The sequence below is a fragment of the Pseudomonas sp. p1(2021b) genome (assembly GCF_020151015.1).
GTDB lineage: Bacteria > Pseudomonadota > Gammaproteobacteria > Pseudomonadales > Pseudomonadaceae > Aquipseudomonas > Aquipseudomonas putida_K.
Genome location: NZ_CP083746.1, coordinates 4,018,012 through 4,037,524, shown reverse-complemented (window position 1 = coordinate 4,037,524; position 19,513 = coordinate 4,018,012). Strand labels below are relative to the sequence as shown.

At 61.3% G+C, this 19,513-nt stretch carries 16 protein-coding genes and 1 pseudogene; all 17 read left to right on the top strand.

Annotated elements, in window-relative coordinates:
* Position 1: 1 nt before the first annotated feature.
* The 17 genes and pseudogenes from gspD to K8374_RS26545 all read left to right on the top strand — a co-directional run bounded on the left by gspD (position 2) and on the right by K8374_RS26545 (position 19,499).
* Positions 2-1,954 (top strand): type II secretion system secretin GspD, encoded by a 1,953-nt coding sequence (gene gspD / locus K8374_RS18820; protein ID WP_224456750.1) that lies wholly within the window; start codon positions 2-4, stop codon positions 1,952-1,954.
* Positions 1,954-3,402, top strand: a complete 1,449-nt coding sequence (locus tag K8374_RS18815) for a GspE/PulE family protein (RefSeq protein WP_224459360.1) — start codon at positions 1,954-1,956, stop codon at positions 3,400-3,402. The genes gspD and K8374_RS18815 overlap by 1 nt, the downstream gene beginning before the upstream one ends.
* A gap of 2 nt (positions 3,403-3,404) precedes the next feature.
* Positions 3,405-4,607 carry a type II secretion system inner membrane protein GspF gene (gspF, locus tag K8374_RS18810; protein ID WP_224456749.1) on the top strand — a complete coding sequence of 401 codons (1,203 nt, stop codon included), beginning with the start codon at positions 3,405-3,407 and terminating at the stop codon, positions 4,605-4,607.
* A gap of 29 nt (positions 4,608-4,636) precedes the next feature.
* Positions 4,637-5,071 (top strand): type II secretion system major pseudopilin GspG, encoded by a 435-nt coding sequence (gene gspG / locus K8374_RS18805; protein ID WP_224456748.1) that lies wholly within the window; start codon positions 4,637-4,639, stop codon positions 5,069-5,071.
* A gap of 3 nt (positions 5,072-5,074) precedes the next feature.
* Positions 5,075-5,512 (top strand): type II secretion system minor pseudopilin GspH, encoded by a 438-nt coding sequence (gene gspH, locus K8374_RS18800; RefSeq protein ID WP_224456747.1) that lies wholly within the window; start codon positions 5,075-5,077, stop codon positions 5,510-5,512.
* Positions 5,509-5,877 (top strand): type II secretion system protein GspI, encoded by a 369-nt coding sequence (locus tag K8374_RS18795; protein WP_224456746.1) that lies wholly within the window; start codon positions 5,509-5,511, stop codon positions 5,875-5,877. The genes gspH and K8374_RS18795 overlap by 4 nt, the downstream gene beginning before the upstream one ends.
* Complete coding sequence (locus K8374_RS18790) at positions 5,874-6,464, top strand: type II secretion system protein J (protein ID WP_224456745.1); 591 nt, start codon at positions 5,874-5,876, stop codon at positions 6,462-6,464. The genes K8374_RS18795 and K8374_RS18790 overlap by 4 nt, the downstream gene beginning before the upstream one ends.
* Positions 6,461-7,567, top strand: coding sequence for a type II secretion system protein GspL (gene gspL / locus K8374_RS18785; protein ID WP_224456744.1), 1,107 nt, complete (start codon positions 6,461-6,463; stop codon positions 7,565-7,567). The genes K8374_RS18790 and gspL overlap by 4 nt, the downstream gene beginning before the upstream one ends.
* Positions 7,564-7,950: a type II secretion system protein GspM gene (gspM, locus tag K8374_RS18780; protein WP_224456743.1), complete on the top strand. Its 387-nt coding sequence runs from the start codon at positions 7,564-7,566 to the stop codon at positions 7,948-7,950. Before gspL ends, gspM begins: the two co-directional genes overlap by 4 nt.
* Complete coding sequence (locus tag K8374_RS18775) at positions 7,947-8,606, top strand: type II secretion system protein N (RefSeq protein WP_224456742.1); 660 nt, start codon at positions 7,947-7,949, stop codon at positions 8,604-8,606. Before gspM ends, K8374_RS18775 begins: the two co-directional genes overlap by 4 nt.
* Positions 8,607-8,926: 320 nt before the next feature.
* Complete coding sequence (locus K8374_RS18770) at positions 8,927-13,141, top strand: RHS repeat-associated core domain-containing protein (protein WP_224456741.1); 4,215 nt, start codon at positions 8,927-8,929, stop codon at positions 13,139-13,141.
* Entirely contained in the window at positions 13,141-13,707 is a 567-nt protein-coding gene (locus K8374_RS18765; RefSeq protein WP_224456740.1) for a hypothetical protein, read from the top strand. Before K8374_RS18770 ends, K8374_RS18765 begins: the two co-directional genes overlap by 1 nt.
* A 322-nt stretch (positions 13,708-14,029) precedes the next feature.
* Complete coding sequence (locus K8374_RS18760; RefSeq protein ID WP_224456739.1) at positions 14,030-14,479, top strand: DUF6386 family protein; 450 nt, start codon at positions 14,030-14,032, stop codon at positions 14,477-14,479.
* Between the two features lie 914 nt (positions 14,480-15,393).
* Complete coding sequence (locus tag K8374_RS18750; protein WP_224456737.1) at positions 15,394-17,715, top strand: RHS domain-containing protein; 2,322 nt, start codon at positions 15,394-15,396, stop codon at positions 17,713-17,715.
* A 54-nt stretch (positions 17,716-17,769) separates the two neighbouring features.
* Positions 17,770-18,750, top strand: coding sequence for an IS5-like element ISPa16 family transposase (locus tag K8374_RS18745; RefSeq protein ID WP_038410028.1), 981 nt, complete (start codon positions 17,770-17,772; stop codon positions 18,748-18,750).
* 146 nt (positions 18,751-18,896) lie between these two features.
* Positions 18,897-19,103: pseudogene (locus K8374_RS26550) on the top strand (RHS repeat-associated core domain-containing protein); the annotation flags it as partial.
* Positions 19,098-19,499, top strand: a complete 402-nt coding sequence (locus tag K8374_RS26545; RefSeq protein ID WP_411969656.1) for an HNH endonuclease — start codon at positions 19,098-19,100, stop codon at positions 19,497-19,499. The pseudogene K8374_RS26550 and the gene K8374_RS26545, both read left to right, overlap by 6 nt.
* Positions 19,500-19,513: the final 14 nt, after the last annotated feature.

Genomic DNA, 19,513 nt, shown 5'->3' with positions numbered 1-19,513 from the left:
GATGTTTGCAAGATACTGTGTGGCCGCAATGTTGAGCCTGGGCCTGGCGCTGGCCTGGGCCGAGGAGCCTGAGGAGATCGACGAGAACGGCACGCCGTTGTACGAGGTGAACTTCGTCGACACCGACCTTGGCGAGTTCATCGACAGCGTGTCGCGCATCACCGGCACCAGCTTCATCGTCGACCCGAGGGTCAAGGGCAAGGTCACGGTGCGCACCGTCGACCGCCATGACGCCGAGGCCATCTACGACATCTTCCTGGCCCAGTTGCGTGCCCAGGGTTTCGCTGCCGTCGACCTGCCCAACGGCAGCGTGAAGATCGTCCCCGACCAGGCGGCGCGCCTGGAGCCGGTGCCGGTGGAGGCCGCGGGCAGGCAGAGCGAGGGCAGCGATGGCGTGGCCACCCGGGTGTTCAATGTGCGCAATGCCGCCAGCGAGCAGATGCTCGGCATCCTCAAGCCGCTGATCGACCCCCGGGTCGGTGTCATCACCCCGTATCCGGCGGCCAACCTGCTGGTGGTGACCGACTGGCGCAGCAACCTCGAGCGTATCGACAGCCTGCTGCGCCAGCTCGACCAGGTCAGCGACGAGCCCCTGCAGATGATGCCTCTGCGCCACGCCAGCGCGGCCGACACAGCCCAGCTGGTGACGCGCCTGCTGGCCCGCGAGCAGGGCGCCGACAGCGCCCAGGTGGTGGCCGACCCGCGCAGCAATGCCTTGCTGGTACGCGGCAGCGCCGACAGCCGCGAGCGCGTGCGCGCCCTGCTGGCCCAGCTCGACCGGCCCAGCGACAACCTGCACAGCAGCAACACCCAGGTGATCTACCTGCGTCACGCCAACGCCAGCGAGGTGGTCAAGGTATTGCGCGGCCTCAGCCAGAGCGGCGCGGTGCCCGCCGAAGGCGAAGGGCAGGGCAGGGAGGCGCCGGTGGCGATGGCCAGCGACTCGGGTATTCGCCTGGAATACGAAGAAGGCACCAATGCTGTGGTGATGGTCGGCCCGGACAGCGAGCTGGCCGCCTACCGCACCATCGTCGAGCAGTTGGACATCCGCCGTGCCCAGGTGGTGGTCGAGGCGATCATCGCCGAGGTCAGCGACAGCCAGGCCCAGGAGCTGGGCGTGCAATGGCTGTTCGCCGACGAGAAGTTCGGCGCCGGTATCGTCAACTTCGGCAGCAACGGCGTGAACATCGCCAACGTCGCCGGGGCGGCCGCCAGCGGCGACAACGAAAAGCTCGGCAAGCTGCTTTCGGCCACCACCGGTGCCACCGTCGGCATCGGCCATATCGGCGGCGGCTTCAACTTCGCCATGCTGATCAACGCGCTCAAGGGCAAGAGCGGCTTCAACCTACTGTCGACGCCGACCCTGCTGACCCTGGACAACGCCGAGGCGTCGATCCTGGTCGGCCAGGAGGTGCCCTTCGTCACTGGCTCCGTGACCCAGAACAACGCCAACCCCTACCAGACCATCGAGCGCAAGGAAGTGGGGGTCAAGCTGCGCATCAAGCCGCAGGTGAACATCGACAACAGCGTGCGCCTGGACATCGTCCAGGAAGTCTCGTCGATCGCCGATTCCAGCGCGGCCAGCGATGTCATCACCAACAAGCGCGAAATCAAGACCAAGGTGATGGTCGAGGACAATGGCCTGGTGATCCTCGGTGGCCTGATCAGCGACGAGCTGAGCACCAGCGACCAGCGCGTCCCGTTGCTGGGCGACATCCCGGGGCTGGGCCGGCTGTTCCGCTCCGACGCCAGCAAGAACACCAAGCAGAACCTGATGGTGTTCATCCGCCCGCGCATCCTGCGTGATGGCCAGAGCCTGGCGGGCCTGAGCCAGGAGAAATACCGCAGCCTGCAGCAGGGCACGCCGCTGCAACTGCCGGAGCTGGCCGAGGGCTCGCAATTGCTGAAGGTATTCCCCTCCAGCCGTGCGCGCCTGGAAGGCGGGGACTGGTGATGCTCCCGTATCGCCTGGCACGCCAGGCCGGCCTGGCCATGGCCCCGAGTGCCGAAGGTTGGCAGCTGTGGCTGCGCGACGATGCCGACAGCGATCAGCTGCAGGAGCTGCTGCGCGTGCATGGCCGGCCGCTCGCCTGCCAATATCTGGACCATGCTGCCTTCGACGAGCGTCTTGGCCTGTTGTACCAAGCAGGGGAATCGGCCACCGAGGCCTTGATCGAAGGCATCGGCGAACAGGTCGACCTGGCCGGGTTGATGAGCGAGATGCCGCGCATCGAGGACTTGCTCGAAAGCGATGACGAAGCGCCGGTGATTCGCTTGATCAACGGCCTGTTCGCCCAGGCCTTGCGCCAGCGCGCTTCGGATATCCACATCGAGACCTTCGAGCAGAGCCTGGTGGTGCGCCTGCGCATCGACGGTCACCTGCGCGAGGTGCTGCGCCCGCCGCGGGCGCTGTCGGCCATGCTGGTGTCGCGGATCAAGGTCATGGCACGCCTGGACATCGCCGAGAAGCGCCAGCCCCAGGACGGGCGCATCACCCTGCGCGCCGCCGGGCGCGAAGTGGACGTACGGGTCTCGACCTTGCCGGGCATCCACGGCGAGCGGGTGGTGATGCGCGTGCTGGACAAACAGGCCAGCCTGCTGGCACTGGACAACCTGGGCATGACCGAAGCGGTGCTGCACGGCTTGCGTGGCTGCCTGGCCCGCCCCAATGGCATCGTGCTTTCCACTGGCCCCACCGGTTCGGGCAAGACCACCACGCTCTATGCCTGCCTCAACAGCCTCAACGACGGCAGCCGCAACATTCTCACCGTCGAAGATCCGGTGGAATACGCCATCGCCGGCATCGGCCAGACCGCCATCAACCCACGCGCGGGGCTGACCTTCGCCAGTGGCCTGCGTGCCATCCTGCGCCAGGACCCGGACGTGATCATGCTCGGCGAGATCCGTGACCGGGAAACCGCGCAGATCGCGGTGCAGGCCAGCCTCACCGGGCACCTGGTGCTTTCGACCCTGCACACCAACAGCGCCGTGGGCGCGGTGACGCGTCTGCGCGACATGGGCGTCGAGCCGTTCCTCATCGCCTCCAGCTTGCGTGGCGTGCTGGCCCAGCGCCTGGTCAGGCGATTGTGCGAATGTGCCGTGGCGCACCCGCTGCAGGCGGCCGAGCGGCGTCTGTGGCCTGAGCTTGCGAACCTGGACGAGACCCACCACCCCGTCGGTTGCGAGCAGTGCCAGGGCACTGGCTATGTGGGGCGCCTGGGCCTCTACGAATTCATCGAACTGGATGCCGGCCTGGTGGCGCTGCTGTATGACGGCGCCAGCGAGGTGGCCATGCAAGGCTACCTCGCCGACCGGCGCCAGAGCCTGCTGGGCATGGCCAGCCACTGCCTGGCCCGCGGCCGGACCAGCCTGGCCGAAGTGTTGCGCGTGGTGCAGGGCTGAGCATGCCGACCTACCGATACCAGGCGGTCGACATGGCCGGGCGGACCCACAAGGCCAGCGTGCAGGCCGACACCGAGCGCCATGCCCGGCAACTGTTGCGCGAGCAGGGCCTGTTCGCCCGTCAGTTGCAGCGCCAGGACCCGGGCGAAAGCAAGCCGCATCGCCAACGCCTGAGCCGGCCGCAACTGTGCGAGCTGACCCGGCAGCTGGCCACCTTGACCGGTGCCGGCATTCCCCTGGTCGATGCCCTGGCGACCCTGGAGCGGCAACTGCGTCAACCTGCGTTGCACACGGTGCTGGTCGCTGTGCGCGGCTCGCTGGCCGAAGGCCTGGGGCTGGCGCGCAGCCTGGCCCGCCAGGGCGCACCCTTCACCGGCCTGTACTGTGCCCTGGTCGAGGCCGGCGAGCGCTCCGGGCGCCTGGCCCAGGTGCTGGCGCGCCTGGCCGATCACCTGGAGCAGGTGCAGCGCCAACAGCACAAGGCGCGTACGGCACTGATCTACCCCAGCGTGTTGATGGGGGTGTCGCTGGCGGTGGTGATCGGCCTGATGACCTTCGTGGTGCCCAAGCTCACCGAACAGTTCGCCCATTCCGGGCAGAGCCTGCCCCTGGTCACCTCGTTATTGATCGGCCTCAGCCAGGGCCTGGTCACGGCAGGCCCTTGGTTGTTGGGCCTGGCGACCCTGTCGACGTTGCTGTGCGCCTGGCTGCTGCGCAAGCCCCACTGGCGCTTGCGCCGCGACGACCTGTTGCTGCGCCTGCCGCGTGTCGGCGCACTGCTGCAGGTACTGGAAAGCGCGCGGCTCGCGCGCAGCCTGGCGATCCTCTGCGGCAGCGGCGTGGCCCTGCTCGAGGCCTTGCAGGTGGCCACCGAGACGGTCGGCAACCGGCGCATCCGCCAGGCCATGGAACAGGTGCGCACCCAGGTCGAAGGCGGCACCAGCCTGCACCGGGCCCTGGATGCCAGCGGCCAGTTCCCGCCACTGCTGGTGAACATGGTCGGCAGCGGCGAGGCCAGCGGCACCCTGGCCGACATGCTCGAGCGCGTGGCCGATGACCAGGAGCGTGGCTTCGCCCGTCAGGTGGACACAGCCATGGCGCTCTTCGAACCCCTGATGATCCTGGTGATGGGCGGCGTAGTGCTGTTCATCGTGCTGGCGGTGCTGTTGCCGATCATGCAGCTCAACCAGGGCCTGCAACTCTGAAAACCGCAATTGTGAACAGGAGCACCAACATGCAGCATCGACGCGCGCGCCAGCGTGGTTTCACCCTCATGGAAATCATGGTGGTCATCTTCATCATCGGCCTGCTGATCGCGGTGGTCGCCCCCAGCGTGCTGGGCAACCAGGACAAGGCCATGCGCCAGAAGGTCATGGCCGACCTGGCGACCCTGGAGCAGGCCCTGGACATGTACCGCCTGGACAACCTGCGCTTTCCCAGCAGCGAACAGGGCCTGGCGGCCCTGGTGAAGAAGCCGACCCAGGAGCCGCTGCCACGGGCCTGGCGCAGCGATGGCTATATCCGTCGCCTGCCGGAAGATCCTTGGGGTACGCCCTATCAATATCGCTTGCCTGGTGAGCACGGGCGGGTCGATGTCTATTCCCTGGGTGCCGATGGCGTGCCGGGCGGCGAGGGCCTGGATGCCGACCTGGGCAACTGGGAACTCTGACCGGTGATGGGCCAACGCGGCTTCAGCCTGCTCGAATTGCTGGTGGTGCTGGCCATCGTCGGGCTGATGACCGGGCTCAGCGTGGCCTGGCTCGACGGCGGCAAGGCTGGCGCCGATCAAGCCTTGGCGCGCCTGGCCGCCGAGGTCCGCAGCCAGGCTGCCCTGGCCCGGCACGCGGGCCAGGTGCGTGGCCTGCGCTGGAACGGCCAGCGCCCGGAGTTCGTTCGGCGTGAGCCGGCAGGTTGGGTAGCCGAGCCGACCCGCCTGGGCGACTGGCCCACGGCGCTGCGCCCGGACTGGCCCGCGAGCCAGGCACCGCAACTGGTGTTCACCCCGCAGGGCTGGGCCCAGCCGGGCAGCCTGACCTGGCGCTGGGCCGAAGGCAGCGAGCGTTGGGCGTGGGGGCGTGATGGCCAGCTGCGCAGGATCCAGGGCTCATGAAGGCGCGCCAGCGAGGGTTCACCTTGCTCGAAGTGAGCGTCGCCCTGGCGATCGCCGCAGTGCTGGCGGTGATCACCAACCAGGTGCTGCGCCAGCGCCTGGCCGTGCAGGAAAGCGTGCAACAGCATCGCCTGGGCCTGCTCTGCGCGCGCGAACTGCAGGCGCGTTTTACCGTGGAGCGCTACTGGCCACCGTCCAACCAGAACAGCGGCGTACTGCACCAGGGCGGGCAGGCCTGCCACTGGCAGTTGCAACTGCGTGGCACGGGTGTGCGCGACTTGCGCCGGGGCCAGTTGCGGCTGTTCGCCGATGCCGACCAACGCCTGCCGCTGGGGCAGTACAGCCTTTTCCTGGAGCGCCCATGAACGCTCGCCAGGGAGGCATGACTCTGATCGAACTGATGGTGGCGCTGGCCTTGACCGCCGTGCTCGGCGTCATGCTCGCGGCGCTGGTGAACGGCTGGCTCAAGGTGCGCGAACGCCTCGGCACGTCTGCCGACGCAGACAGCGTGCTGGAGTTCTGCCTGGCCTTGGAACGGCGCTTCGACAGCCCGGTGCTGCGCCGGGTGTACGAACAACGCCTGCCCCTGGCGGTGCGCTGGCTCGACTGGCAGCCACAGCGCAACACCTTGCTGTGGGTGGCCGCAACCGGCTGGCCGCAGGCCGAGGGAGGATCACGTCTGCAGCGTCAACGCCTGCGCTTCGATGCCCACGGCCAACGGCTGCTGCTGGAGACCTCGGCAGACCTGTACGCCGCGGAAGAGCCGCGATGGGCGCTGCGTGAACAATTGGAGCGGGTGAGTGCCATGCACATTCTCTATTTCCAGGAGGGCCGTTGGCTGGCCTGGCCTTCCGAGCAACCGGTGCACCCGGGTCGTGGCGTGCGCTTGCATCTGCAGCGTGATGGAGCACCGTATGTCTGCACCTTCGTATTGCCCTGGGGGCGCTCATGAAATTTGAGTGGCGACGACCCGCGCCGACCCGGCCCTGGCTCCTGCTGCGCCCCGGCCTGGCCGACACCCCCTGGGACTGGTTGCTGGTGGGCGGTGACACGCCGCTGCGCCAGGGCCAGGGCGAGCCCCCGGCCGAGCCGCACGCCCGAGTGGCCCTGGTGGTGCCGGGGGAGGCGTGCAGCCATTTCCAGGTGACTGCCCCTGTTGCGCTCAAGCGCGAGGAGTGGCCGCTGCTGTTGGAAGACCAGTTGTTGCAGGCCCCCCAGACCCTGGCCTGCTCCAACCTTGCCCGGCTGGCGGGCCAGGTACGCCTGGTAGTCGTGGCCCGCCAGCAGCTCGAAGCCTGGCAAGCCCAGTGTGCAACCTGGGGATTGCCACTCGAGCGCTGCTGGGCGGAGTTCCAGCTGCTGCCGGCACCGACGACGGGTACGGCATGGCAATGGCGCAAGCCGACGGACATGAGGCTGTTCAGAGGCGTGTTCGAGGATGGCCACGAGCATTGGCTGGCCTGGCCGCAGACCCTGGGCGAGGCCCCGCGTTCGCCTTGGGCGGGCCTGCCGATGGAGGTCATGGAGGGCGCCTGGCCGACGCACCTGGCCAACCTCGACGCGCTGCCCGGGCTGTTCACCCAGCGGCGGGCGCGAACGTGGCGCAGGCCTCAGTTGCCAGGCCTGCACGTGCGCCTGATGCTCGCTTGCCTGCTGTTGTGCACGTTATGGGCCGGGTTGTGGACGCACCAGCAATGGCGCCAGGCGCAACTATGGCGAGCCCAGGTACACGCGGTGGTAGGCCAACAGGCGTCGCCACGCCAGGCCGCACAGGCCCTCAAGCGCCTGCAGGGGGCCGAGACGGAACGGCAACTGCGCCTGCGCCAGCTCGAGGACCTGCAAACCCGTTTGCAGGCCTGGCTGCGTGAGCAGCCCCGTTGGCGCCTGCAGGCCGTGCGCTTCGATGGCCGGCGCTGGCACCTGCGCATGGAGGGTGATGACGCCGCGCCGCCTTGGGACGCGATGGCCTCGGGCGCGGGGGTACGCGTCGAGGTGCAGGGCGATGGGCAAGCAGGGCAATGGCAAGTGGTGTTCGACCTGGGGGACGCAACATGAACTTGGATGGCGTGCGACGCTACCGCATGGCCCTGGCCTGGAGCCTGATTGCATCGCTGCTGGCTTTGCTGGCCGGGCGTGAAGGCTTGGCCCTGTGGCGCGAGACGAACCAGTGGCAAGCCTTGGCTGCCACGGCTGCAGGGCTGCGCAATGGGCCGACGCTGAGCCTGGAGCGCCTGCGTCAGTCGGCTCAGGCACGGGGGATCGACCTGCAGGATGTGCAAGCCGACGACCAAACCTGGCAACTGCATGGCCTGGTCGCTGACGAGCAGGTGCTGCAAGGGTGGCTGCAGGCCGTGCAGATCGATGGCGCCCAGCCCTTGCAATGGGGCCTGGAGCGGGACGTCAAGGGTCTGCGTTTCGCGCTGTGGTTGCGGCCATGACACGGCGTGGCTGGGTATGGCTGACGGTGGTGTTCTGCCTGACCGTGCTGGTCGAGCTGCCGGCCGGCTGGGTGCTGCGTGGCCAGGCCCTGCCGGTGGCCGGCGTGTCTGGGAGCCTATGGCAGGGTGAAGCCCGGCAGGTAGGCGAGGCCGGCCCGGTGCACTGGCACTGGCGCCCCTGGCATCGCGAGATCGAGATAGACCTGGCGTACCAGGGTCAAGGCTGGCGCGCTCGCCTGGGCGGTTGGCCGTGGCAGTGGCAGGCCGAGCTCGAGGCGCTGGGACCGCGCGCCAGCGTTGCGTCGGTCTATCGGTTGGCGGGGCAATGGCAAGGCGTGGTTCGTCTGCAGGGCAAGGGGTCGCAATGCCTGCAAGCCCAAGGCCGGCTTGCGGTGGAAGACCTGGCCCTGGCTGCGCCCTGGTCGTTGGGGTTGGGGCAGGGTTGGGTTGAGATGGACTGTCGTGCTGGCTGGCGCTTGCGCGGGCAACTGACGCAGATAGGGCAACATGAATTGAAGCTGGATGCGGACCTGCTGGCGCACCGGGCAACGGTCGCGCTCGATTTGCAGCCAGATGCCGGGCTGATTGCAGTGTTGCGGGGTATGCAATGGCTGGGGCCGCAAGTGCTGTCTGGTCGAAAAGAGATCCAGTGGTAGCGATTTTTCCTACAGACGTTTCTGAAATTACAAAAAGGCCCGTTTAACTGAACTGCCAACCTTCGGCTCAGGAGGCAACGATTTCTCTGGTGTGTGGCTTTTTGATGGCATTTTTGCCCACCTGTAACCCGCGCCACACAAGGCCCTCACTCGGTTGACAGTGCAACGCTCCAGCCTATTAACTCAGCGCCTTTCACGGATGATTACACGGCAATCGGATTGAGGACCTTCACCGTGCATTTCATGGAGATGCTGATGTTTATGGATCGACGCGACCCGGTCGCAGGCTATCCCGTTCCTGGCGAACAGGAGTAACCCTCATGTTCGAAGCGGCCAGGTTCGGCGACGAGATTTCACACACCAGCGCGCTGGGGGGCTTCCTGATCGGAGCGGCCCTGGGGATCGCGCTGGTGGCCACGGTGGCCATCGCCACGTTCACTTGCGGGTTCGGCGTGGCCTTGCTGGCCGGTCTCGCGGCAGGTGTAGGGGGCAGCTTGCTGGTTGCCGCAGGGGAGGCGATAGGCAAAATGTTCTCGTCCCCGTCAGGGACGATAACCACGGCCTCCCCCAACGTCTTCATCAACGGCCGCAAGGCTGCCCGCGTCGAGAAAAGCATCGGCGCCTGCGACAAGCACCCAGGGCCGGTGCAGATCGCCGAAGGCTCGACCAACGTCTTCATCAACAGCGTGGCCGCCGCACGCAATGGCGACAAGCTGACTTGCGGCGCGACCATTACCAGTGGCTCGGACAACGTCATCATCGGCGGCGGTACCTACCGTTACCTGCCGGTAGACGACGAAGTACCCGAATGGCTACGCACCACCGTCGATGTGCTGATGGCCATCGCGGGTGCTGCTGGCGGCATCGCGCAGTTGATCAAGGCCGGTAGCCAGGCCGGCATGAAGGCCATCATGCCGTGCGTGGCCAAGTTCACCGCCGGGTTCGTGGCCGGCGAGGTGGCCAGCCGTTATGTGGTCGGCCCCGCGATCGAGCGTGCCGTGGGCGGCCTGGTGGGCAACCCGGTCGATCTCACGACTGGGCGCAAGGTCATTCACGACGAAGTCGATTTCAACCTCCCGGGCCTCATGCCGATCGAATGGTCGCGCTTCTACGCCAGCGACCTGACCGTCGACAGCGTACTTGGCCGTGGTTGGGTGCTGCCTTGGGAGCAGAGCCTGCGCCGCAGCGGTAGCTTCATCTACCTGACCGACAACCAGGGCCGCGAAGTCCCCTTCGTCACCCTGCAACCGGGCGAGCGCATCTACAACCCGCACGAGCAGGTGTACCTGGTGTGCACCGAGGGTGGTCACTACCTCCTGCAGACCCTCGACAACCTGTTCTTCTACTTCGGTGAAGTGCCAGACACCAACACCGAAGTCCCGCTGCAACGCATCGAGAACGCCCTCGGCCACTTCCTGCATTTCACCCGTACAGCCGAAGGCAGGCTGACCGACATCAGCGCCACCGGCGGCACGCGGGTGCACCTGCACTACGACCACCCGCTGGGCCGGCTGACCGACATCAAGCGCGTGGTGAACAACGAAGCGGTGGAAACGCTCACCCAGTACCGCTACGACGAACACGGCCAACTGAGCGAAGTGATCAACCGCAACGGTGATTCGGTGCGCGGTTTCACCTACGCCGAAGGGCTGATGACCAGCCACAGCAACGCGCTGGGCCTGGGCTGCCACTACCGCTGGGAAACCATTGGCGACAAGCCGCGCGTGGTCGAGCACTGGACCAGCGACGGTGAGCATTACCATTTCCGCTACGACCTGAGCGCCCGCACCAGCTGGGCCACCGACGTGCTCGGCCGCGAGCTGGAAGTGCAGTACAACGCCGACCATCGCGTGGTTGCCAGCCGGGACTATGGTGGTGAGCGCTATGCCATCGAGCTGGACGACCACGGCAACATGGTCGGGCTAGTCCTGCCAGACGGCAACAAACTCGCTTTCAAGTACGACGAGTTCGCCCGCCTGCTCGAGGAAACTGACCCGCTGGGCCGCAAGATCCAGTACGAGTATCACCACCTGACCACCTTGGTGACCCAGGTCAGCTACCCGGACGGCAGCACCTGGCGAGCGCGCTACGACGACAAGGGCAACCTACTCGCCGAATTCGATGCCCTCGGCCAGATGACCGAGTACCTGAACAGCGACGATGGCCTGCCGCACACCATCATCGACGCGACCTACAAGTCCAAGTACCTGTGGTGGAACACCCAGGCCCAGGTCGAGCGTTACCAGGACTGCTCGGGCAAGAGCACCTACTACCGCTACGACGAGCGCCAGCACTTGGTCGCCGTCACCGACGCGCTGAACCAGACCACCACGCTGGAGCGTAAGCCGGACGGTGAGGTGCTGAAGATCACCCACCCGGACGGCACCTCGGAAACCTTCACCTACAACGTCTATGGCCAGGTGCTCAGCCACACCGACGGCAAGGGCCAGACCACCCGCCTGCTGCGCACGGCCCGGGGTTTGCCGAGCAGCCGCCAGGATGCCAAGGGCCAGCGAATTCGCTACGAGTACGACAAAGCCATTCGCCTGACCGCGTTGGTCAATGAGAACAACGCGACCTACAGCTTTGCCTACGATGCATCGGACCGCTTGGTCGAAGAAGTACGGGTGGACAACCTGACGCGGCGCTTCACCTACAACGAAGGTGGTCATCTCACCCGACTGGATGAGATTGGCTACGGCGAAAATGCCGAACGCCCGGAACGGCACACGCTGTTCGAGCGTGACACCATTGGCCGGTTGATCGCCAAGATCAACCGCGATGCGAGCCAGACCTTTGCGTACGACGACGGCGACCGGTTGCTGAGCATCGAGCGGCAACCGACCGGGATCGGCAAGCAGCTTGGGATCACGGAAGAGAAGCTGGAGTACGCCTACGATCTGCTCGGCCGGCTGACGAAAGAAATCACGCCCGCTGGCACGCTCAGTTATGAATATGACCCGCTCAGCAACCTGACCACATTGACCCTGCCAGATGGCCGCAAGGTCAACCACCTGTACTACGGCAGCGGGCACCTGCACCAGCTGAACCTGGACGGCCAGGTGATCAGCGACATGGAGCGCGATGACCTGCACCGTGAGGTCTACCGGACCCAGGGCAAGCTCACCAGTTGCTTCGGTTATGACGCGATGGGGCGCAAGGCCTGGCAATTCGCCTCGACCTTGCCAGCCGACAAGCTCTCGCAAGTGCACAACACCGGCATCAATACCTCGCTGCTGGTGGAGCATGCCTACAACCCGATCCACCGCCGTTATCAGTACGACCCGGCGGGTGAACTGGTACGCACGCTCGACAAGCTGCGCGGCGAGGTTAAATACGAATACGAAGCCAACGGGCAATTGCGCAGCCGCGATACCGGCTCGCTGATAGGTAGCGAGGAGTTTCGCTACGACGCGGCGGCCAACCGGCTGGACTTCAACGCGCGCCAGTTCGCCAAGGTCAAGGACAACCGGATCAAGCAGTGGCGGGACCAGGAGTACCGCTACGATCCGTGGGGCAACCTGATCGAGAAGCGCTCGGGGCACAGCACGCTGCAGCACTTTGCCTATGATTGCGAGAACCGGCTGGTACGTGCCGAGACATTGGTCAATGGCAAGCTGGAGAGTATCGGGCACTACCGCTACGACAGCTTGGGGCGGCGAGTAGCGAAGCAGTCGGAAATCAACGGCGAGGTCGAGCAGAAACGCTTCGTCTGGCAAGGGCTGCGGATGCTGCGTGAGGAGACGCCGAGGCAGAGCATTCTGTATTTCTATGAGCCGGGGAGTTACGCACCGCTGGCACGTGTCGATCGCATCGAAGGGAAAGGGCAGAAGGTCTACTATTTCCATACCGACCAGATCGGTACGCCGCTGGAGGTGACGGATAGCGAAGGTGAGATTGTTTGGCAGGCGACGTATCGTTCGTGGGGTGCGGTCGAGCAATTAACTGTCAATAAGCTTGAGCAGAATCTCCGATTCCAGGGCCAATACTCTGATGAAGAGACGGGCCTGCACTACAATACCTTCCGTTACTATGATCCCGAGATCGGGCGCTTTGCCACTCAGGATCCGATAGGTCTTAGGGGAGGCATTAATCTTTATCAATATGTTCCAAATCCACTATCTTGGGTAGATCCTTGGGGGTGGATGGCATTTTGGAAGCCTCTGAAACCTAATGGTATGGGGCATCATCCATTCCCGCGGGCTCACGCAAATACTCATGGGTTCCCAGAGTTAGGTACAAAACTTGATTCTCCTTCGTGGTTCCCTAATGAAGTTGAGGGTTCTGATAAACTACATCAGCAATTCCATGAGGCGATAAAGAAGGAAGGGGTGCCATTCAATAAAAAATTTGAGGGTACATCTGATGAGTTGGTTAAGAAGTTAGAAAAGTCGTATGAGGGCTTCCCTCAAAAAGGAACCTTAAAAATCCCTCGTACCGGCCAAGTCCTCGCGAAGGACATTACTATTGGTGAGGCGCTAACCAAGTCGCTAGGCAAGGGGACTAATACTAATTCTGCAGGAGGGTGTGGTTAATGAAACGTAGTGCATTGATTGAGCTGTATGCACCAGGCATAGTGCTATTTGACCCTGTGCGGTTGTCGGGATTTATAAGCGATGAGCGAATAAGAGAAACAAATATTTTTGAGGCTTTTTTGGATGATGAATTACTCGGTCGGAAGGCAATTAATCAAGGTGTGGTTTGTCCTATATATCAAATATCGGAGCGTGAGTACTCGGTATTCTTGATGACTCAAGATGATGGGCTTGCTAATTTGCCTGAACCTATTTTTGTATATCCAGGCTTCCCTCTTGCAATAACCTCAGATGTATTGATTGTTTCGGATCTCAATGCTCTATTGGATTGGGATGCGGATTTTTTCTTAGATTATAGGGCTCAATATGATTCTCGACTGCCTAGCAATGATTATATTGATGTTGAGCCTGGTATGTACAGTTTGACTGTCAGGGGTTATGCTGCACTTCGGGAACAGCCTTCAAAACTTGGATACGGTCTTGAGCTCGTCCGCGTCCAAGCTTTACCCGAGATTAGTGATGGCGCTTCTATAGACGATCTTGATTTTGAACTGGAAGGACGCTGAGCCGTCGAAGCAGAAGTGAAGATGCTTATTTTATTCGCTTCAGTTTTTAGAACGGCCTCAGCGTTCCGGTCGGCTCAATGGTCACTGATTTTACACTTCCTGCATGCCCAGGCCTGTTGTTTTACCATGCCCGGAGAGCTATGGGCTTTCCTTAAAAGTCTCTTTAGCTAATGAGTTTTCGAAGTGGCTGTCACGTTGCCTCAGTCACTTCATTTTGATGTGCGGTTTAGATAATCTGACAGGCTTTTTGGTCGACCGAAACAACTTAGTCAATGACAGTGGCATCGAAATACTAGAGCATTGTTCTGGACGAGAGTGAAGCATGGCTATCGAATTTTCTGTGGTTACAGATACAGCTACACTGGCAGTATTTGATTTGCAGGCAATGCAACATCGACTGAGTGATACATTTGATTGGTGGAGTATCCAAAGCGATGAAATCTTAGAAATGAATCGAGGCAATATCGCATTTCTGAATTTAGGGGGCGATGGACGGTATCAAATAAAAATCGTCGACTCTTTAATTGATCCAAGTGGTGGGGTGCACCTAAAGGTTCCTTCTGGTAGGGTTTTTGTAGGTGCCGGAGAGGATACCTCTGGTGGAGGGCTAGAGCCTGATGGTTCGGATGCAATGCAAGGGCAGTTCATTATTTTAGAAGTGGGTAGTTATTACATGGGTTACAAGGTCGATGACGGCGCTATCTGTTTAGCTTTTTCGAAAACCGATGTCTCAAATAATTCTTTTGTGGATTCGGCAAGGATTTCTTTCTAAATAGTGTCTTTGTGTTGTAAGGTCTTTATCTTGTTAAGAGAATAGCTTTTTGAACGGAAAGGTGCTAACGGGCTGATTGCAAACGTCAGTTTTGACCTAAACGTTGATTCTACGTTGACCCAATAGATGCACTTATACAGGAGGATGAATTTGGTACTGCACCGTGGTCCCGTCATCGAGAACGCCCTCAGCGACCACCTGCATTTAACCTTTACGCTCGAAGGCACGCTGACCGTCACTACGCGAGCGCCAGTTCGTCAAGCGTTCGAAAACTGCTTCAAAGGTGGTTGCGGATGAATAATCTTAAAACTTATGATTGGGGTAAAAGAAATAGGATCAGCTTAAGAAATATTAAGAGTGGCGATATTTTTTTGCTTCGCTTTGAGCGATAAAAGATACGGGGTCGGGCGTATCATGACGCAAAATAGCTTGGGGCATGTCGCTGAAATTTTTGACAAGGTTTTGACTTCCCCTGACGTGAAATTCTTATCGTTTAGTCGATTAGGTGATCCAGTGATTTTAGATTCGTATTCGCTCTTTGATCGTAAGCTGGAAGGGGACTGGAGGATTGTGGCGCATCAGATAGATTATGAACCTCCAAGCTAGGAACCTATAAAGTTTGTTTGTGGCGTGGCGAACAATATTAAGCTTGTTGATATTTTTGACAATGAGACTGATCTAGTTGGAGATAAGGATAAATGACCTGATTATTCTCCGGTGGGGGATGAAGAAGTAAAGGGATACTTTAATATTTAGAGCTACTCTAGCTTGTCCTGATCCAGAGGTTGTTCTTTAACAACGTACGACTTTCATTTGGCCCGGTATTCTTGGCCGGGCCAATGCCAAACAATTTTATCTAATGCCGGTACAGACCAAGGTCAAAGGAGCGAAGTGAGAACCGCAACGGCGATTCGGTGCGGCGCTTCAGCTACGCCGAAGACCTGATGGTGACCCACAGCAACACGCTGGGCCTGGGCTGCCACTACCGCTGGGAAACCATTGGCGACAAGCCGCGCGTGGTCGAGCACTGGACCAGCGACGGTGAGCATTATCATTTCCGCTACGATTTCAGCCAACGTACCAGTTGCGCGACCGACGTGTTGGGCCGCGAACTGGAGATCCAGTACAACGAGGACAACCGCGTCATCGCCAGCCGGGATTTCGGTGGTGAACGCTACAACATCGATTTCGACGCGTTCGGCAACATCGTCGGCCTCACCTTGCCCGACGGTAACCCGCTGGCGCTCAAGTACGACGACTTTGGCCGCCTGGTCGAGGAAACCGACCCACTAGGCCGCAAGATCACCTACAAGCACCACTTTGCGACGCCACTGGTGACCGAAACCCGTTTCCCGGATGGCAGCGTGTGGAAGTCCCGCTATGACGACAAGGGCAACCTGGTCGCCGAGATCGACCCGCTAGGCAACAAAACCGAATACCTCAACGGCGAAGATGGCCTGCCGCACACCATCATCGATGCGAACTTCAAATCCAAGTACCTGTGGTGGAACGCCTACGCCCAGGTCGAACGCTTCGAGGACTGTTCGGGCAAGAGCACCTACTACCGCTACGACGAGCGCCAGCACCTGGTCGCCGTCACCGACGCGCTGAACCAGACCACCACGCTGGAGCGCAAGCCGGACGGCGAGGTGCTGAAGATCACCCATCCGGACGGCACCTCGGAAACCTTCACCTACAACACCCTCGGCCAGGTAATCGCACACACCGACGGCAAGGGCCAGACCACCCGCCTGCAGCGCACTTCAAGAGGCCTGCCCAGCAGCCGCCAGGATGCCAAGGGCCAGCGAATTCACTACGAGTACGACAAAGCCATTCGCCTGACCGCGTTGGTCAACGAGAACAACGCGACCTACAGCTTTGTCTACGATGCGTCGGACCGGTTGGTCGAGGACAACCTGACGCGGCGTTTCAGCTACAACGTCGGAGGTCATCTCACCCGCCTGGATGAGATTGGCTACGGCGAAAATGCCGAACGCCCGGAACGGCACACGCTGTTCGAGCGTGACACCATTGGCCGGTTGGTCGCCAAGATCAACCGCGATGCGAGCCAGACCTTCGCGTACGACGACGGCGACCGGTTGCTGCGCATCGAGCGGCAACCGACCGGGATCGGCAAGCAGCTTGGGATCACAGAAGAGAAGCTGGAGTACACCTACGATCTGCTCGGCCGGCTGACGAAAGAAATCACGCCCGCCGGCACGCTCGGTTACGAGTACGACCCGCTCAGCAACCTGACCACCCTGACATTGCCGGACGGCCGCAAGGTCAACCACCTGTACTACGGCAGCGGGCACCTGCACCAGCTGAACCTGGACGGCCAAATCATCAGCGACATGGAGCGTGATGACCTGCACCGCGAGGTGTACCGGACCCAGGGCAAGCTCACCAGTTGCTTCGGTTATGACGCGATGGGGCGCAAGGCCTGGCAGTTCGCCTCGACCTTGCCAGCCGACAAGCTCTCGCAGGTGCACAACACCGGCATCAATACCTCGCTGCTGGTGGAGCATGCCTACAACCCGATCCACCGCCGTTACCAGTACGACCCGGCAGGCGAACTGGTACGCACGCTCGACAAGCTACGCGGCGAGGTCAAATACGAATACGAAGCCAACGGCCAATTACGCAGCCGCGATACCGGCTCGCTGATTGGTAGCGAAGAGTTTCGTTACGACGCGGCGGCCAACCGCCTGGACTTCAACGCCCGCCAGTTCGCCAAGGTCAAGGACAACCGGATCAAACAGTGGCGGGACCAGGAGTACCGCTACGATCCGTGGGGCAACCTGATCGAGAAGCGCTCGGGGCATAGCAAGCTGCAGCACTTTGTCTATGACTGCGAGAACCGGTTGGTGCGGGCGGAAACAACGGTCAATGGCAAGCTGGAAAGCACCGGGCACTACCGTTATGACAGCTTGGGGCGGCGGGTTGCGAAGCAGTCGGAAATCAACGGCGAGGTCGAGCAGAAACGCTTCCTGTGGCAAGGGCTGCGGATGTTGCGTGAGGAGACGCCGGGGCAGAGCATTCTGTATTTCTATGAGCCGGGGAGTTACGCGCCCTTGGCACGTGTCGATCAGGTGGAAGGGAAGGGGCAGAGACTCTACTACTTCCATACGGGCCAGATTGGCACGCCTTTGGAGCTGACGGATAGCGATGGCTCAATCGTTTGGCAGGCGAGCTATCGTTCGTGGGGGGCGATTGAAAGCCTAGGGAAGGTCTGAAAAAGACTTCCCGAATCTGGTGAAATACGCCGATCCCGCCAGCCGAGTTTTTCCATGAAGCAGATGACCTTCGCCGACGCCGAGTACGCCGGCAAGCGCAAGCAGACCCGTAAGGAATTGTTCCTGATCGAGATGGATCAGGTGGTGCCGTGGAAGGGATTGATTGCCCTGATCGAGCCACACTACCCAAAGGGTGAAGGTGGTCGTCCAGCCTATCCGCTGATGGCCATGTTACGTATCCATCTGATGCAGAACTGGTTCGGCTACAGCGACCCGGCCATGGAAGAAGCGCTCTACGAGACGACCATCCTGCGTCAGTTCGCCGGGCTGAGCCTGGAGCGCATTCCCGACGAAACCACCATCCTCAACTTCCGTCGTTTGCTGGAGAAACATGAGCTGGCAGCCGGCATCCTCGGCGTAATCAATGGCTACCTGGGGGATCGCGGCCTGTCGCTGCGCCAGGGCACTATCGTCGATGCCACACTGATCCACGCACCCAGCTCGACCAAGAACCAGGACGGCAAGCGCGACCCGGAAATGCACCAGAGCAAGAAAGGGAACCAGTATTACTTTGGCATGAAGGCGCACATCGGCGTGGATGATGAGTCGGGGCTGGTACACAGCGTGGTAGGCACGGCAGCCAACGTGGCGGATATCACCCAGGTCGACAAACTGCTGCACGGTAACGAGAACGTCGTCTGCGCCGATGCCGGCTACACCGGCGTCGAAAAGCGCCCCGAACATGCGGGCCGCGAAGTGATCTGGCAGGTCGCAGCACGCCGCAGCACCTACAAGAAGCTCGATAAACGCAGCGCCCTGTACAAAGCCAAGCGCAAGATCGAGAAGGCCAAGGCACAAGTGCGAGCGAAGGTCGAGCACCCGTTTCGAGTGATCAAGCGCCAGTTCGGTTACGTGAAGGTGCGCTTCCGTGGCCTGGCCAAGAACACCGCTCAGCTGGTGACGCTGTTCGCGCTGTCGAACCTATGGATGGCGCGCCGACATTTGCTGACTACCGCAGGACAGGTGCACCTGTAATGCGGAAAATGGCTGCTGCGAGGTGCTCGCGGCGGCCAAAAACGGAGAACTGAGCGGGTTACCTGGTCGATTTTGATCGACGGCCCGCTTTCAAAAGCAGCAAGGGCTGAAGTCGACCGGAAATACAGGGTTACTTCAGACCTTCCCTAGAGGTTGATGAGGTTCAGCAGAATTTACGCTTTCAAGGCCAGTACTTCGATTGCGAAACGGAACTGCACTACAACACGCTCCGCTACTATGATACGGGTGCCGGGAGGTTTGTGACTCAAGACCCAATTGGGTTGCAAGGTGGTTTTAACTTATACAAATACGCTATCAATCCGCTGACTTGGCTTGACCCCCTTGGGTTGGCGAACAGGCCGAATAATGGAAAGTATAATATTTTCCATGATCACACATTGGATCCTCAGTATAGATATTCTAGTGATGTCGTTCAATTTAATAGAGCTAATGCCGATCTTTTGAATAGAATGGAACTTGAGCCTGAGTTCAGGAAGGATATGCTGAATCGCTATCCAAAACTTGAGGAGTGGGCTAAGACAGGTGGTAAAAGTGGCAGCCCCCCTGGCGTGACGTGGCACCACCACGAGGATATTAATAGGCTATCTCTAGTGGATCGTATGGATCATATGTCGAATCATGGTTTATACCACCCGACTGGTAAAGGCGGTAGAGATATATGGGGTGGTGGCGCTCAAGGGCGAAAAGGCAAGCTTGACGGTGCAACCGGGAAAATTTGCTGTGGTTGATCAACTGGAGAAAT

Excerpts from the sequence above, each read along its gene's own strand:
- gspD (WP_224456750.1), top strand. The coding sequence starts at position 2 with ATGTTTGCAAGATACTGTGTGGCCGCAATGTTGAGCCTGGGCCTGGCG.
- K8374_RS18815 (WP_224459360.1), top strand. The coding sequence starts at position 1,954 with ATGCTCCCGTATCGCCTGGCACGCCAGGCCGGCCTGGCCATGGCCCCG.
- gspF (WP_224456749.1), top strand. The coding sequence starts at position 3,405 with ATGCCGACCTACCGATACCAGGCGGTCGACATGGCCGGGCGGACCCAC.
- gspG (WP_224456748.1), top strand. The coding sequence starts at position 4,637 with ATGCAGCATCGACGCGCGCGCCAGCGTGGTTTCACCCTCATGGAAATC.
- K8374_RS18795 (WP_224456746.1), top strand. The coding sequence starts at position 5,509 with ATGAAGGCGCGCCAGCGAGGGTTCACCTTGCTCGAAGTGAGCGTCGCC.
- K8374_RS18790 (WP_224456745.1), top strand. The coding sequence starts at position 5,874 with ATGAACGCTCGCCAGGGAGGCATGACTCTGATCGAACTGATGGTGGCG.
- gspL (WP_224456744.1), top strand. The coding sequence starts at position 6,461 with ATGAAATTTGAGTGGCGACGACCCGCGCCGACCCGGCCCTGGCTCCTG.
- gspM (WP_224456743.1), top strand. The coding sequence starts at position 7,564 with ATGAACTTGGATGGCGTGCGACGCTACCGCATGGCCCTGGCCTGGAGC.
- K8374_RS18775 (WP_224456742.1), top strand. The coding sequence starts at position 7,947 with ATGACACGGCGTGGCTGGGTATGGCTGACGGTGGTGTTCTGCCTGACC.
- K8374_RS18770 (WP_224456741.1), top strand. The coding sequence starts at position 8,927 with ATGTTCGAAGCGGCCAGGTTCGGCGACGAGATTTCACACACCAGCGCG.
- K8374_RS18765 (WP_224456740.1), top strand. The coding sequence starts at position 13,141 with ATGAAACGTAGTGCATTGATTGAGCTGTATGCACCAGGCATAGTGCTA.
- K8374_RS18760 (WP_224456739.1), top strand. The coding sequence starts at position 14,030 with ATGGCTATCGAATTTTCTGTGGTTACAGATACAGCTACACTGGCAGTA.
- K8374_RS18745 (WP_038410028.1), top strand. The coding sequence starts at position 17,770 with ATGAAGCAGATGACCTTCGCCGACGCCGAGTACGCCGGCAAGCGCAAG.